Below are 13,899 nucleotides of genomic sequence, written 5' to 3' on the forward strand. Positions count from 1 at the left end.
GGGTGAATCTGGACCGGCCGATCGGCGAGTCGCTGCGCGAGTGGCGGCGCCGCAGGGGGCTCAGCCAGCTCGATCTGGCGCTCCAGGCGGACGTGTCCGCCAGGCACGTCAGCTTCGTGGAGACGGGACGGACCATCCCCAGCAGCGCGATGGTGCTGCGCCTGGCCGAGCATCTGGGGGTCCCGCTGCGGGAACGCAACCGCCTGCTGGTCGCGGCCGGTCACGCGCCCGTCGTCCGCGAACGGCCGCTGAAGGACCCGCACCTGGCCTCGGCGCGGAACGTCACCGCCCGCTTCTTCAGGACGGCGGCCCCAGAACCTTCCGCCTGACGCCGTCCGTGCCGGCGCCAAGACCTTCCGCGACGTCTCAGACCTTTTTCAAAATTCTTCGGGACGCGTGTCGATCCGCCCCCGTCCCGTTCGACGCGTCGATGAAAGGAAGGGGACGGGCACGGATCCGGCCCCCGCGACACGTCTCGAAAGGACGACCGGCGACATGCAGAAGATCACGACCTACCTGTGGTTCGACAACCAGGCCGAAGAGGCGGCCGAGTTCTACACCTCGATCTTCGCCGACTCCCGCATCCTGGAGGTCCAGCGCTACCCCGAGGGCGCCCCCGGGCCTGCCGGGCAGGCCATGGTGGTCTCCTTCGAGCTGGCCGGGCAGCGCTTCCTCGCCCTGAACGGCGGCCCGCAGTTCACCTTCACCGAGGCGATCTCCCTCTACGTCGACTGCGCCTCCCAGGAGGAGGTCGACGACCTGTGGGCCAGGCTCACCGACGGCGGCGAGGAGTCGCAGTGCGGCTGGCTGAAGGACCGGTACGGCCTGTCGTGGCAGATCGTCCCGAGGGCGCTGCAGGAGCTGATGAGCGTGCCGGACCCGGCCGCCGCCCAGCGGGTCGTGCAGGCCATGCTGGGCATGCGGAAGATCGAGATCAAGGGCCTGGAGGACGCCGCCAAGGGCGTCAGCTGACCACGTCCTTGCGCCGGAACCTGCGGAAGGCCACGGCGATCAGGATCGCGGCATAGGTGATCGACACCGAGGCGCCCTTGGCCATCCCGCTCCAGTCGAGCTCGGGGGCCAGGGCGTCCAGCCACGCGTTGTTCCAGAACGTCGGCAGGAACTCGCGCAGCGTGCCCAGCGCCTCGACCGCCTGCAGGATGGTGCTCACGATCCACAGGCCCACCGCCCCGCCCACCGCGCCGAGCGGCGAGTCGGTCACCGTGGAGACCAGGAACGCCAGGGCCGCCACCACGAGCTGGCTGACCAGGGCGTAACCGATCACGATGCCGAACCGGGGCAGCACGTCGAGCGCCGGGATCGTCTCGCCGGTGCCGGGCACCTGGATGTCGTGCCAGCCGAACGCGACCGTGCCGGCCAGCAGCGCCATCAGCGGCAGGCAGATCACCGCCGCCGCCGAGAAGCCGAGCGCCACGATCAGCTTCTGGCGCAGCAGGCGGTCGCGGGGGACCGGCGCGGCCAGCAGGTAACGCAACGACGACCAGTTGGCCTCGGCGGCCACCGTGTCGCCGCAGAACAGGGCGACCGCCACCACCAGCAGGAAGCTCGCCGACACCGACAGGGCGAACGCGGCGAAGTTCAGGCCGCTCGCGGTGGCCAGGTCGCTGATCCGCACCGACGACTGCCCCTGGTTGCCGGACTGCGGCCCGAACTGGAACGCGATCACCAGCACCCAGGGCAACGCCAGCAGCAGCCCGAACATGACCAGCGTCCGCCGCCGCTTGAACTGCCTGACGATCTCCACGCGCAGCGGCAGCGTGCGGCGCGGCGCGTAGCCGGGCGCGGCGGTCATGATCTGTCTCCGATGAGGTCGAGGAACACGTCTTCCAGGCGCGGACCGCCGTGCCCGTTGCCGTTGCCCGCCGCCGAGCTCAGCAGCCGCGACACGGGCCCGGTGGAGACCAGCCGGCCGCGGTGCATGACGACCACGTGGCTGCAGGTCTGCTCCACCTCCGCCAGCATGTGGCTGGAGACGATGACGGTACGGCCGTCGCGCGCGTAGCGCTTGAGCACCTCGCGCATCTCCCGGATCTGGGGCGGGTCGAGACCGTTGGTGGGCTCGTCGAGCACCAGCAGGTCGGGCAGGCCGAGCATGGCCTGGGCGATGGCCAGCCGCTGGCGCATGCCCTGGGAGTAGGTGCGCACCGCGCGGTCGAGCGCCTTGCCCAGGCCCGCGATCTCCAGCGCCTCCTCGAAGTGGGCGTCGGCGGCGGGGCGGCCGGTGGCGGCCCAGTAGAGCTCGATGTTGTCGCGGCCGGACAGGTGGGGCAGGAAGCCGGGGCCCTCCACGAACGACCCCAGCCTGGACAACACGGGCGCACCGGGGGTGACGGGGTCGCCGAAGATCCGGATCTCGCCGGAGTCGGGGCGGATCAGGCCCATCATCATCCGCATCGTGGTCGTCTTGCCGGCGCCGTTGGGGCCGAGGAGGCCGAGAACCTGGCCCTGCTCGACCCGGAACGACAGCCCGTCGACGGCCCGCTCGCCGTTGCGGTACGCCTTGGTCAGCCCGACGATCTCCAACGGCACCTCACGCCCGCCGTCACCGCCCGGCGCCTCACGCCCATCGTCACCGCCCGGCGACTCACGCCCATCGTCACCGCCCGGCGACTCTCGCCCATCGTCACCGCCCGGCGACTCTCGCCCATCGTCACCGCCCGGCGACTCCGACGCCCGGTCGCCGTTCGGGCTCACGCCGGCCTTCGCAGCCGAGCTGCGGCCCGAGGGACGGCCGGTGGCCAGGAGGACGGCGGCGGCGAGTACGGCGGCCAGCGGCATCGCCCACACCCACCAGTCCACCCCGGTCGGCGGCGCGGCGAGCGTGCGGACCGTGGGGACGGCCAGCGCGGGCGAGGCCAGGGAGACGCCGAACGCGGCGGGCTCGGCCGGGGTCGCGAACCCCATGTCCGTCGTGGTCACGACCAGCCGCAGCCGGTGGCCCACGGCGAACCGGTGGTCGACGGCCGGCAGGGTGACCGTGGCCTCGGCCGAGCCGGCCCCCTCGGGGATCGTGACCCGGAACGGCGCCACCAGCCCCGCCGGCAGGGCGGGCGGCTGGACGGCGTCGGCGACGTCGTAGAGCTTGGCGAACAGGGTCGCCTGGCCCTTGCCCGACACCTTGACCTTGACCGTGGGGCTGCCGGTGAGCTGGAGCGGGGCGGTGAGCGGCGGCGACTCGAACGCCGCGCTCTGGCCGGGCATGTCGATGGACACGCCCGCGCCGCCGCCCTGGCCGCTCAGCAGCCCCCCGACGCCGGGAACGGTCGAGATCGAGGCGGGGGCGCCGCCGGGCGGGTTGACGACGTTCTGCTCGGGGCCGGCGAGCTGCACCGTGGCGGTGTCGGTGCCGGCCAGGCCGGGGTAGGCGGCGGCCTCGGGGTGGAGCCTGATGCGCTGGCGGGTGCCGGGGTCGCGGCCGCCGTCGCGGGTGACGGTGAACGCGCTCACCGCGGGCGCGGCCTCGCGCTTGAGGTGGCGGGCGAACCAGGCCGAGGACTGGTCGTGGAGCCAGTCGGCCTCGCCGTTGCCGCCGTCGTGCCCGCCGTCGAACCAGGCCATGCTCACCGGCGTGCCGGCGGCGGCGATGGCCCGGGCGTTGGCGTCGGCGTGGGCGAGCGGGAACAGGGAGTCGCGCTGGCCCTGGAGCAGCAGGGTGGGCGCCTTGATCCGGCCGGCCACGGTGACCGGGCTGGATCTGCGCAGCAGCGCGACGGCCTCGGGCGTCGCCCGGCCGTCTTCGGCGACCTGCTGGTAGATGGCGCAGATCGCCGGCAGGAAGCGGCCGCACCTGGCCTGCTCGACGGTCAGCGGGGCGGCGGCCTCGCGGCGGGACTGGGCGGCGAAGGTGTCGAGGGAGACGCCCTGGCCGAAGAAGATGCCCGCCCACATGCGCTTGAAGACGCCGTCGGCCACGCCCTGCCCGATCGCGGCCTGCGGGCCCGTGGCGGACCCGGCGGCGTTGGGGAAGAGGGCGTCGGCCAGGTCGGCCCAGGTGATCTGCGGGACGATGGCGTCGACGCGCTGGTCGTAGGCGGCGGCCATCAGGGCGATGGCCCCGCCGTACGAGCCGCCCGTGATGCCCACGCGCGGGTCGCCGGCGGCGTCGAGTTCCACCTCGGGCCGCCTGGCCAGCCAGTCGACGAGTTGCTTGACGTCTTTGACCTCGTAGTCGGGCGAGTTGAGCGCGATCTCGCCCGTGGAGCGGCCGAAGCCGCGCGCGGACCAGGTCAGCACGGCGTAGCCGTCCTGGGCCAGGCGGGCGGCCTGCTGGCGGACGCTCTGCTTGCTGCCGCCGAACCCGTGGGCGACCAGCACGGCGGGCGCCTTCCCGCCGCCGGCGGGCGGGAAGAACGTGGCGTCGAGCTCCACCCGCTGGTCGTCGGCGGGCCCGTCGACGACCGTGATCCGCTGGTCCTGACCGCGCGCCTCCGCGGTGGACGGCCACACCAGCCACGTCGTCACCCCGATGACGGCGAGCACCGCGACCAGCGCGGCCACACGTTTCATGGCGGTGAGCCTACTTTCCGCACCTGAGAGATCCCTGAGACGGCCCTCAGCCGAGGATCGCGTAGACGGTCGAGGCGTGCGCGGCCGGGTCGCCGTCGCCGTCGGGCGTCAGCGTGACCTCCGAGAAGGCCAGCGAGCGCCCCAGCTTGGTGACGCGCACGTCGAGCAGCACGTCGCGGCCCACCACCGGCCGCTGGAACGTGGTCGACTGCTGCACGGTGGTCATCGGCACGAACCCGCCTCTGGCGGAGGAGATCGCGACGACGGTGGCGGTGTCGGCGGCGGCCATCATCGCCTGGCCGCACAACCCGCCGCCTTCCCTGGCCAGAGAGTCGGACCAGGGGAGCCGGACGACGGCGTGGCGCTCGCCCACCTCCTCCACCCGCAGCCCGAGCTCCTGGATCCAGGGAGCGAAGTATTGCCGGAGAATCGCCTGTGCGTCTTCTGGAGTCACGCGCTCATCATGCACGCTGTAGGGCATGGCGGAGGAGCGGAGCGAGCGTCCTGTGGATAACGCGAGGCAGGGGGAGGAGCGTGACCTGGCCGAGGTGTTCCTGCCGTCCACCTACGCGGCGGACGTCCCCTACGACCTGTACGCCCGGCTCCGCCGGGAGAGCCCGGTCTGCTGGATCCCCGAGCCGGCCGTCGGCCCCTGGCGCGAGGGGCCCGGCTACTGGGGCGTGTTCCGGCACGCCGACGTCAAACGGGTGCTGCGCAGCCCCGACGACTTCTCCTCCCGCCTTGGCGCCACCCAGATCCGCGACCCCGACACCCCCGCCGACCTGGAGTTCGTCCGGTCGATGATGCTCAACATGGACCCGCCCGAGCACTCCAGGCTGCGCCGGATCGTGGCGGCCGCCTTCACGCCGCGCGCGGTCCGCGCCCTGGAACGCACGATCAAGGACCGGGTGGCCGCGCTGCTCGCGCCCGGTGAGTGCGACTTCGTCGAGGTGGCCGCCGACCTGCCGGTCTGGACGCTGGCCCACGTGATGGGCGTGCCCGAGCAGGACAGGCGGCTGCTGTACGACTGGGCCTCCCGCGTCATCGGCTACCAGGACGACGACTACGCCGGCCTGTCCACGGCCGAGGTCGAGTCCCTGACCCCCGTGGGCCGGCTGGCGGTCGCCGCCCGTCCCGAGCTCGAACCGGGCATGAACCCCAGGTCCAGGGCCGCGCTGACGGACATGTTCGCCTTTGCCCACGCCCTGGCCGACACCCCGCACGAGTCCGTCATGTCCGCCATGAGGAAGGGCGGCCTGACCGGGGCCGAGTTCGAGAACATGTTCTTCCTGTTCGCCGTCGCCGGGAACGAGACCCTGCGCAACGGCATCCCCGGCGGCCTGCTCAGCCTGCTGCGCCACCCCGCCGAGCTGGCCCGCCTGCGCGCCGACCCGTCGTTGCTGGAGTCCGCGGTCGAGGAGATGCTGCGCCACTGGCCCCCGGTGATGGACTTCCGCCGTACGGCCACCCGTGACCTGACGCTCGGCGGCCGGCGCATCCAGGCGGGCGAGAAGGTGGTCGTCTACCACGCCTCGGCCAACCGCGACCCGGCCGTCTTCGCCGACCCCGACCGCTTCGACGTCGCCCGCACCCCCAACGACCACGTCAGCTTCGGGTTCGGCCCGCACTTCTGCCTCGGCGCCCACCTCGCCCGCGTCCAGCTCCGGGCGGTCTTCGCCGAGTTGCTCGCCTGGGACGTCGAACTTGCCGGCCCCCCGGTACGCCTCACCTCCAACTTCCAGAACGGCCTCAAACACCTCCCGGTACGCCTGACCCGCCGCCCGGCCTGAAGGCCGCCGCCCATCCAGACAAATGGGACATCTGAGACCGATGGGCCGGATGACCGTAAGATTTGCGCCGTGAAGTCACCAGCATCGTTCAAGAAGGCCGCAGCATGGGCCTTGCCGTACTGGACCAGAGGCCAGGCGGGGCGCGAGACGCCGCAAGACCTGTTCCGGGTGCTCTACTTCGGATGGCTGGTGGCGCTCACGCTCAAGCTCCTCGGCTCGGCCTGGGACGTCTCGTGGCACTTCAAATGGCTGCGCGACGACCTCGCCCCGCCCCACCTGCTCAACTCCGCCGGCACCGCCCTCGTCGTCGTGCTGACCGTCGTCCACGGCTACACCGGCTACGGCGTCGACAAGGCGGCGCTGCGGCTCATCCAGTGGGGAACCGGGATCTTCCTCGTCGCGGTGCCGCTCGACCTGATCAACCACCGCGTCAACGGGCTCGACATCACCTCGTGGAGCCCGTCGCACATCATGCTCTACGTTGGAACGTTCTTCATGATCATGGGCGTGATCAGGGGCTGGTTCATGGGCGCGCCCCCCGGCCGGGAGCGCACGGTCGTGCTGGGCGCCTTCCTCGCGTTCTTCCTGGAGAACGTGCACTTCCCCGAGCAGCACCAGGAGTACGGCATCCTGTCGCTCGGCGCCTGGGACAACCAGGCCACCTACGCCGAGCCGATCCTGCTGCGCTTCGCCGCCGACCAGATGGGCCGTCCGGTCGACCGGATCATGATGGCCGGGTTCACCCTGCCGGTGCCCGACTACCTCTACCCGGTCTACGCCGTCGTCGGCGGGCTGTCGGTGCTGGTCGCGGCCAGGCTGCTGATCGGCAGGTTCGGCGCGGCGACGCTGGTGGCCGGCGCGTACGTCGGGTTCCGCACGCTGATCTGGCCGCTGCTCACCTTCGGCGGCTTCCCGCCGTCGGCGGTGCCGTTCTTCTTCGTGGCGGCCGGCCTGCTGGTGGACCTGGCGTTCCTGGTGCGCGTCCCGGCCGTGCGCGCCGTCGTGGGGGCGGCCGTGGTGACCGCCGGCGCCTACGGCGCGCTGGTCGCGCAGAACGCGGCCCTGGGCCCGGTCTACGGCGCGATCAAGGGCCAGACCGGCCTGTACGGAGCCCCGCCCCTGGTCACGTCGTCGGCCCTGTGGGCCGGGCTCGGCCTGATGGTCGCCTGGCTGGCCGCCGAATGGCTCGCCGGGCGGCGCGACCGGCGAGCTCAGCCGATCGAGGCCCGGGTGATCGCGACCGCCACCCCGTAGGCCAGCCCCATCACGCCCACCTCGGCCGCCGTCCAGCTCACCAGGGCGGTGGCCCCGCCGCGGCGGATCACCGGCAGCAGGCGGAAGCGGATGTGGGCCGCCAGCGGCACCAGCAGCGCCACCAGCGCCGTCTTGATCACCACGAGCACGCCGTAGTGGCTGGTCAGGATCGCGCCGGGCAGCTCGACGCCGGGCGTGAGGGCCATCGTGCCGAGCCCCGTGACCAGCCCGGACAGCGAGACCAGGAGCAGGCAGACGGTGGCCATCCTGGAGAACTTCGGCAGCGCCACGGCCAGCAGCCCCCGGTGGGGGGCGACGAACACGGCCGTGGCGGCCAGGCCGCCCGCCCAGGCAGCCGCGCCCATCACGTGGATCTCCATCGAGATCATGATGGGGTCGTGCCAGACGGAGTTGACCGCGTGCCCGGTGACCGGGATGGGCAGCAGCCCGAACAGCGCCACAATGATCCGCAGCTCCGCGGGCACCTTCTCGCCGAACCTGACCGCCATCAGCCCGATGCCTGCCGCCGCCAGCGCGCACGCCGCGCTGAACAGCAGCCCCTGCCCGGTGCCGACCTCCTCGACGTAGGAGGCGATCAGGCCGAACGTGGGCACCCGCCCCGGATTGAGCTCGGCCGTCTGGAACACGATGGTGAGCAGCGCGCAGATCGCCCACGCCCAGGCCGCCAGCACGGCGAGCGGACGCACCCGGCGCAGCACCGGCTCGGTGGCGTCGGGGTCGTCGAAGCCGAGCAGCTTGGGCACCAGGCTCAGCCCGACCACGGCGACGGCGGCCAGGTCGAGCAGCACCCGGACGACCGGCAGGCCGTAGGCCACGACCGGCCCCGGCATGGGGATGCCCGGCACGGACTCCTGCGCGGTGAACGTGGACGCCGCCACGGCGGCCACGATCCCGCACACGACGAAGGCGCCGGTGACGAGCCGCCCGCCCACCACCTGCTGCCCGGAACGGGAGGAGACGGTCGCGGTCACGCCCGCGTCCCCTCCGACTCCGGCTCCGACTCCGATGCCGATTCCGGCTTCGGCTCCGGCTCCGCAGAGGCGGGCTCGGGGGCCGGGGCGGCACGGCGGAGGGCGACGGCGGTGCCCGCGGCCAGCAGCAGCAGCGCGGCCACGATCCACACGACGGCCATGCCGGCCCCGCCGTTGGCCGCCGCCTCGGCCGCCTCGGCGCTGTCGCCCTGCTCGGCCTGCCCGGCCGAGACGCCGGTGGCGGAGGCGGCCATGGTGAAGCTGATCTTCCCGGTCACCGGATGGCCGTCGGAGGACAGGATCCGGTAGCCCACCACGTACGAGCCGCCCGCGGGCAGCGGCCTGACCTTGACGGAGACCCGCTCGGCGGCCACCTCCGCCGCGCCGTCGGCCCACGAGGAGCCGTCCGCCCCCGTCACGCCCACCTGCGCGTAGCCCTGGCGCACCGCCTGGTCGAACACCAGCGTCACCCGCGCGGGCGAGGCGGACAGCGTGGCGCCGTCCTTCGGATCGCTGCCGACCAGCACGTTGTGCGCCTGCGCGGGAAGGGCGAACCCGACCGCGGCGCACGCGAGCAACAGGACCGTGAGTAGCCGCCTCACCGATCAAAACCTTCCATCGAACGAGTCTCGAACCCGTATATGGTCCCACCCATGACGGACCTCTTCGGCGGCGCGGCGCCCTACTACGCCAAGTACCGGCCCGGGCACGGCGATCCGGCCATCGACCGGCTGGCCCGCGCGTTCGGCCCGGACGGCGTCGTGCTCGACCTCGGCTGCGGCCCGGGGACGATCGCGATCCCGCTGGCCGGGCGGGTGCGCGAGGTGCTGGCCGTGGACCCCGACGAGGAGATGCTGGCCGAGGGGCGGCGGCTGGCGGCGGGCGTCCCCGGCGTCCGCTGGCTGCGCGGCGACTCGACGACGCTGCGGGAGCTGCCGCCGTTCGGTCACGTCGTGATGGGCCGGTCGTTCCACTGGATGGACCGCCGCGCGGTGCTGGCCGACCTCGACGCGCTGCTGCCGCCCGGCGGCGTCGTCGCCCTCGTCGGCCCCACCCGCGACCCCGCCGAGGAGCCGTGGGAGCCGGTCATGCGCCGGGTGCGCGAGGAGGTCGGGGTGAACACCTGGACGGCCGCCGGCTCCTTCCAACAGACCGGCGAGCACCACCACGACGTGCTGGCCGCCTCGCCCTTCGCCGACCTGGAGTCGAGCCAGTACGAGCACCGCCTCGCCTACGACCTCGACGCCGTGCTAGGCCTGCAGCTCTCCTACTCCTACACGGCCCCGGCCAGGCTCGGCGACCGTCTGCCCGCGTTCGTCGAGGCGGCCAGGGCCGCCCTGCTGGCCGCCGAGCCGTCGGGCCGCTGGGAGCTGACGACGACCACCGAGGTCCTCATCGCCCGTCGCCCCGCCTGACCGGTCCGGTGGCCCGGACGGACGGGACTCAGCGCCGGGCGAGCCGCCGGACCGCGAAGCCCGCCACCCGCACCGCCGCCGACGGCCACAGCCGGGCGGCGCGCCAGGCGATCCGGCCCGAGGCCGGCGCCACGATCAGCGCCTTGTTCCTGGCCACCCCGCGCAGGATGTCCCCGGCCAGCGCGTCGACGGGATAGAGCCGCCCCTGTGCCCGCACCGCCGCGCGCCTGGCATGGGCGGCGATCTCGTTCTGCGGCAGCCCCGGGTTGGCGTGGTCGAGCAGCGGCGTGTCGATGAACCCCGGGCAGACCACGCTCACCCGCACCCCGTACGCGGCCGCCTCGGCCCGCAGCGCCAGCGAGAGCCCGACCACGGCGTGCTTGCTCGTCGTGTACGGCAGCATCAGCGGCGCGGGCACCAGCCCGGCCAGCGAGGCGGTGTTGACGATGTGCCCGAAGCCCTGGTCCACCATGATCGGATAGGCCGCGTGCACGCCGTGGACGACGCCGCGCAGGTTCACGTCGATCGTCCGGTTCCAGTGGTCGAGCGTCAGCTCGCGGGTGCGGCCGCCGACCGCGATGCCGGCGTTGTTGAACAGGAAGTCCAGCCGTCCGCGTTCGGCCTTCACCCGGGTGACCAGCGCGGCCACGGCCTCGGCGTCGGTGACGTCGAGCCGGGCGAACTCCAACCCGGAGTCGGCGGCGGCCTGCTTGCCCGCCCGCTCGTCGACGTCGGCGATCACCACCGTCACGCCCCTGCGCCGCAGCTCCCGCGCCACCGCGAGGCCGATCCCGGAGGCGCCCCCGGTCACCACCGCGACCTTCACCGGCCCGGCTCCGCCCATATCCCCATGGCCTGCCAGACCTTCCTGCTGACGACGTTGACGAGCCCGATCTCGGCGCACAGCTCGCGGGTGCGGCCGACCGAGTCGCGGATCTCCCGCCGGGCGGCCGGGTTGTCACGGTAGATCTCGGCCACGACCTGCGGCGGGACGCGGAAGTGCCTGATCAGCGGGCCGGGCGGCGCCAGCATGATGCGGGCCATCACGCCGAGCACGACCGGCGAGATCACGCTCAGCAACATCCGCCGGTGGCGGGGCATGCGCGGCACCCGGTCGCGGAGGTAGTGGCGGGCGAAGGAGATGTGCCTGGCCTCCTCCGCGATGTGGATGCGCATGATCGTCTCTTCCAGCGGATGGTGGGCCCGGCCGTCCTTCAGCACCTTACGCTGCACGTGGTCGATCGGGTCCTCGCCACCCAGGACGAAGACGAAGAACAGCTCGGTGGAGATCAGCGGGATCCAGGGCGCGATCTGGGCGACCAGGGACAGCGGCCGCGGCATGCCGCGTATCGGGAGCTTCGTGCGGTTCACGAACTCCTGGAACATCATCCCGTGATGTCCCTCTTCGATGGTCTCGTGGTAGACGTACCGGAACTCGGGGGAGCCGTTCGGCAGGCGGTAGGCGTAGTTGAGCAGGCCGCGCTTGAGCAGGTTCTCGAACTGCAGGCCGATCTTCATGGCGGTGGCGACCCGCCACAGGCCGATCCTGGCGCGGACCTCGGGGGAGCGGCTGCGGTACCACGGGTGGCCGCCCAGCTTGTCGACCTCGGGCAGCTCCCAGCGCGGGTCGGCCTGGTCCACGCGGAACTCCGGGGCGTCCCACGGGATGTCGCGGTAGGGCTCCCAGTGTCTGTCGACCGACGCCTTCGACAGGCGTTCGACGACCGCCTCGTAGGCGGCGCGGTCGGCGATCCTCTCGTCGTTCTCCCTGGCGGCGGCAGAGCTCGGTGCGGATGTCATCGCGGGTGCTCCTCTCCTCGCCCTTGTAATTGTACGAAGGATCCAATAGGCGTGGAAGAGGGACCCGGGTCACAGGTTCTCGACGGGCAGCCCCAGCTCTCCGGCGACCGCCGTACGCAGCAGGACGGCGGCCCGGCGGCGCGAGAGCACATGGGGATGCACGTGCGTCTGGACCGCCAGGCCGTCGATGAGCGCGAAGATCCGCCAGGCCGCCTCCTCCGGATCGCCGCAGGCGAACGCGCCGGAGCGCACGCCGTCCTCGATGATCGAGCGCAGCAGCGAACGGCTGCGCGCGTCGATCCGACGGGAGATCTCCGCCAGCTCCGAACTGCGCATCGCCTCGGCCCAGGCGTCGATCCACAGCCGCCACTCATCCGAGGGGATCGCCGGCGAGCAGCGCCGCAGCAGGGCGCGCAGCCGTTCGAGCGGGCCGGCGGGGGACTCCTCGATGTCGGACAGCGCGTCCAGATGCAGCCTGGCCGCGTAGCCGAACGCCTGCGCGAACAGCCTGTCCTTGGTGTCGAAGTGGTAGAAGAGCAACGCCTGGCTGACGCCCGCCGCGCGGGCGATGTCGAGGGTCCGGGTGTGACCGAACCCCTGCTCGGCGATCACTTCGCAGGCCGTCTTGAGGAGGTCTTCGCGCCTTAATCGGCTGAAAGTGGGTGTCACAGCGAGTAACTCTAACTACTGATCAACGGTATTTGTAGGACAAACCGGGCGCCGCGTTCGGAGGGCTCGATGGTGAGCCTGCCCTCGTGGGCCTCGGCGATCTCGCGGGCGATGGGCAGGCCGAGCCCGGTGCCGCCGGCGTCGCGGCGGCGGGAGTCGGCCAGCCGGGTGAACCGCCGGAAGACGGCTTCGCGCTGGTCGGGGGCGATGCCGGCGCCGTCGTCGAGCACCTCCAGCACCGCCCGTCCCTCGTGTTCACCCACAGTCACAGTGATCATGGTATCGGCGTGCCTCTCGGCGTTGTCGAGCAGGTTCGCCAGCAGGCGGGACAGCCGCAGTGCGTCGCCCTCGACGACCACGCCCGAGCGCAGCCGCGTCTCCACCGGCTTGCGCTCCGGACGGCGGAGCAGCTCCTCGCGCACCAGCCTGGCCAGGTCCACCGGCTCGCGCCGGCCGGGCGCGCCCGCCTCCAGCCGGGCCAGGGTCAGCAGGTCGCCGACGATGTTCTGCAGGCGGTCGAGGCCCTCGATCACGCGCCGGCCGGTCCGGGGCCAGTCGGCCTCCTCGGGGGCGAGCATCGCCTCCTCGACCTGCGTGCGCATCGCCGCGATCGGGCTGCGCAGGTCGTGGGAGGCGTCGGAGGCGAACCTGCGCTGCTGCTCCACCGCGCGTTCGAGCCGGTCGAGGGTCTCGTTCACGGTACGGGCGAGGTCGTCGAGCTCGTCCCGGCGCCGTCCCCTGGGCACCCGGCGGCCGAGGTCGGTGGCGGTGATCTCGGCCAGTTCGTTCCTGATCGCCGAGACCGGGGTCAGCGCGTTGCGCGCGGTCAGCCAGGCCACGCAGGCGGTGACGGCGGCCAGCAGCAGCACGCCGAGCCCGGTGACCGGCAGGTACAAGGGGCTGATGTACCAAGGGAGCGCGGGGGTGTAGGCGTAGATCATCCAAGGTCTGCCGCCGACGTGCGCCCGGAAGCCGACGGTGATCAGGCAGTTCACGCCGGGCACCCGGTTCGTGCAGGTCGTGGTGTCGAGGCGGGCGTCGTCGCCGGTGGCGGTGGCGGTGCTGAGCGGCGGCAGCCCCGTCAGGCGTGGGCTGGCCTGCCGGATCCGGCCGTCCGCGTCGACGACCTGGATGAGGTCGGTGCCCTCGGTGACGGCCACGGGCCGCAGCCGGCCGGGGGCGTCCCGCTCGACGACGAAGGCGATGCGGCGCGCGGCCTTGGCGGTCTCCTCGACGAGATAGCCGGTGGCCATCGTGTGCACGAGCGGCGTGACGAGGAGCGCGGTGACGCCGTAACCCGCCAGCGCGCACAGCAGGGCGGCCAGCGTCAGCCGCCGTTGCACGGACCAGCGTCTGAACATGCGCACGCACCCCTCCGGTGACCAGGTGATCACAGGAGGCGGGAGTGATCCTAATAAGCGGAGTTTCGTCGACAAATGCGGCCGAAAGGTC

Annotated in this window: 14 protein-coding genes; 5 read left to right on the plus strand and 9 right to left on the minus strand. The window is 72.6% G+C overall.

Annotated elements, in window-relative coordinates; genetic code table 11:
- The first annotated feature begins 2 nt into the window (after nucleotides 1–2).
- Both AB0C33_RS07230 and AB0C33_RS07235 read left to right on the plus strand, forming a co-directional pair.
- Nucleotides 3–329 carry a helix-turn-helix transcriptional regulator gene (locus AB0C33_RS07230; protein ID WP_358284526.1) on the plus strand — a complete coding sequence of 109 codons (327 nt, stop codon included), beginning with the start codon at nucleotides 3–5 and terminating at the stop codon, nucleotides 327–329.
- 166 nt (nucleotides 330–495) lie between these two features.
- Nucleotides 496–972, plus strand: a complete 477-nt coding sequence (locus AB0C33_RS07235) for a VOC family protein (protein ID WP_358284528.1) — start codon at nucleotides 496–498, stop codon at nucleotides 970–972.
- Here the strand turns inward: AB0C33_RS07235 and AB0C33_RS07240 are convergent.
- From AB0C33_RS07240 to AB0C33_RS07250, 3 genes are read right to left on the minus strand one after another with little or no spacing between them, the layout of a single operon-like run.
- Nucleotides 965–1,813, minus strand: a complete 849-nt coding sequence (locus AB0C33_RS07240; protein WP_358284530.1) for an ABC transporter permease subunit — start codon at nucleotides 1,811–1,813, stop codon at nucleotides 965–967. The genes AB0C33_RS07235 and AB0C33_RS07240 overlap by 8 nt on opposite strands.
- Nucleotides 1,810–4,527, minus strand: coding sequence for a CocE/NonD family hydrolase (locus tag AB0C33_RS07245; RefSeq protein WP_358284532.1), 2,718 nt, complete (start codon nucleotides 4,525–4,527; stop codon nucleotides 1,810–1,812). The genes AB0C33_RS07240 and AB0C33_RS07245 overlap by 4 nt, the downstream gene beginning before the upstream one ends.
- Before the next feature lie 46 nt (nucleotides 4,528–4,573).
- On the minus strand, nucleotides 4,574–4,981 hold the full coding sequence (locus AB0C33_RS07250; protein WP_352321529.1) for a PaaI family thioesterase: 408 nt from the start codon (nucleotides 4,979–4,981) through the stop codon (nucleotides 4,574–4,576).
- Between the two features lie 52 nt (nucleotides 4,982–5,033).
- Between AB0C33_RS07250 and AB0C33_RS07255 the strand changes: the two genes are divergently transcribed.
- Nucleotides 5,034–6,317 (plus strand): cytochrome P450, encoded by a 1,284-nt coding sequence (locus AB0C33_RS07255; protein WP_358284534.1) that lies wholly within the window; start codon nucleotides 5,034–5,036, stop codon nucleotides 6,315–6,317.
- 69 nt (nucleotides 6,318–6,386) lie between these two features.
- Nucleotides 6,387–7,571: a hypothetical protein gene (locus tag AB0C33_RS07260; RefSeq protein ID WP_358284536.1), complete on the plus strand. Its 1,185-nt coding sequence runs from the start codon at nucleotides 6,387–6,389 to the stop codon at nucleotides 7,569–7,571.
- Here AB0C33_RS07260 and AB0C33_RS07265 read toward each other — a convergent pair.
- Both AB0C33_RS07265 and AB0C33_RS07270 read right to left on the minus strand, forming a co-directional pair.
- The gene (locus AB0C33_RS07265) at nucleotides 7,529–8,563 is read right to left on the minus strand and encodes a CopD family protein (RefSeq protein WP_358284538.1); all 1,035 of its coding nucleotides are present in this window, start codon (nucleotides 8,561–8,563) and stop codon (nucleotides 7,529–7,531) included. The genes AB0C33_RS07260 and AB0C33_RS07265 overlap by 43 nt on opposite strands.
- Nucleotides 8,560–9,165 (minus strand): copper resistance CopC family protein, encoded by a 606-nt coding sequence (locus AB0C33_RS07270; protein WP_358284540.1) that lies wholly within the window; start codon nucleotides 9,163–9,165, stop codon nucleotides 8,560–8,562. The genes AB0C33_RS07265 and AB0C33_RS07270 overlap by 4 nt, the downstream gene beginning before the upstream one ends.
- A 51-nt stretch (nucleotides 9,166–9,216) precedes the next feature.
- Here AB0C33_RS07270 and AB0C33_RS07275 point away from each other — a divergent pair, with 51 nt between their 5' ends.
- Nucleotides 9,217–9,978, plus strand: coding sequence for a class I SAM-dependent methyltransferase (locus AB0C33_RS07275; RefSeq protein ID WP_358284543.1), 762 nt, complete (start codon nucleotides 9,217–9,219; stop codon nucleotides 9,976–9,978).
- A gap of 28 nt (nucleotides 9,979–10,006) precedes the next feature.
- Here AB0C33_RS07275 and AB0C33_RS07280 read toward each other — a convergent pair whose 3' ends face one another.
- From AB0C33_RS07280 to AB0C33_RS07295, 4 genes are all read right to left on the minus strand, one after another.
- On the minus strand, nucleotides 10,007–10,804 hold the full coding sequence (locus tag AB0C33_RS07280; protein WP_358284546.1) for an SDR family oxidoreductase: 798 nt from the start codon (nucleotides 10,802–10,804) through the stop codon (nucleotides 10,007–10,009).
- On the minus strand, nucleotides 10,801–11,778 hold the full coding sequence (locus tag AB0C33_RS07285) for a diiron oxygenase (RefSeq protein WP_358284548.1): 978 nt from the start codon (nucleotides 11,776–11,778) through the stop codon (nucleotides 10,801–10,803). The genes AB0C33_RS07280 and AB0C33_RS07285 overlap by 4 nt, the downstream gene beginning before the upstream one ends.
- A gap of 69 nt (nucleotides 11,779–11,847) precedes the next feature.
- Nucleotides 11,848–12,447 (minus strand): TetR family transcriptional regulator C-terminal domain-containing protein, encoded by a 600-nt coding sequence (locus AB0C33_RS07290; protein ID WP_358284550.1) that lies wholly within the window; start codon nucleotides 12,445–12,447, stop codon nucleotides 11,848–11,850.
- 11 nt (nucleotides 12,448–12,458) lie between these two features.
- Nucleotides 12,459–13,808: a HAMP domain-containing sensor histidine kinase gene (locus tag AB0C33_RS07295; protein WP_358284552.1), complete on the minus strand. Its 1,350-nt coding sequence runs from the start codon at nucleotides 13,806–13,808 to the stop codon at nucleotides 12,459–12,461.
- Between the last annotated feature and the right edge of the window lie 91 nt (nucleotides 13,809–13,899).

The organism is Nonomuraea sp. NPDC048881 (genome assembly GCF_040649795.1).
Lineage (GTDB): Bacteria > Actinomycetota > Actinomycetes > Streptosporangiales > Streptosporangiaceae > Nonomuraea.

Coding starts and splice junctions, on each gene's coding strand:
- AB0C33_RS07240 (WP_358284530.1), bottom strand. CDS start 1,813: ATGACCGCCGCGCCCGGCTACGCGCCGCGCCGCACGCTGCCGCTGCGC.
- AB0C33_RS07235 (WP_358284528.1), top strand. CDS start 496: ATGCAGAAGATCACGACCTACCTGTGGTTCGACAACCAGGCCGAAGAG.
- AB0C33_RS07295 (WP_358284552.1), bottom strand. CDS start 13,808: ATGTTCAGACGCTGGTCCGTGCAACGGCGGCTGACGCTGGCCGCCCTG.
- AB0C33_RS07285 (WP_358284548.1), bottom strand. CDS start 11,778: ATGACATCCGCACCGAGCTCTGCCGCCGCCAGGGAGAACGACGAGAGG.
- AB0C33_RS07245 (WP_358284532.1), bottom strand. CDS start 4,527: ATGAAACGTGTGGCCGCGCTGGTCGCGGTGCTCGCCGTCATCGGGGTG.
- AB0C33_RS07275 (WP_358284543.1), top strand. CDS start 9,217: ATGACGGACCTCTTCGGCGGCGCGGCGCCCTACTACGCCAAGTACCGG.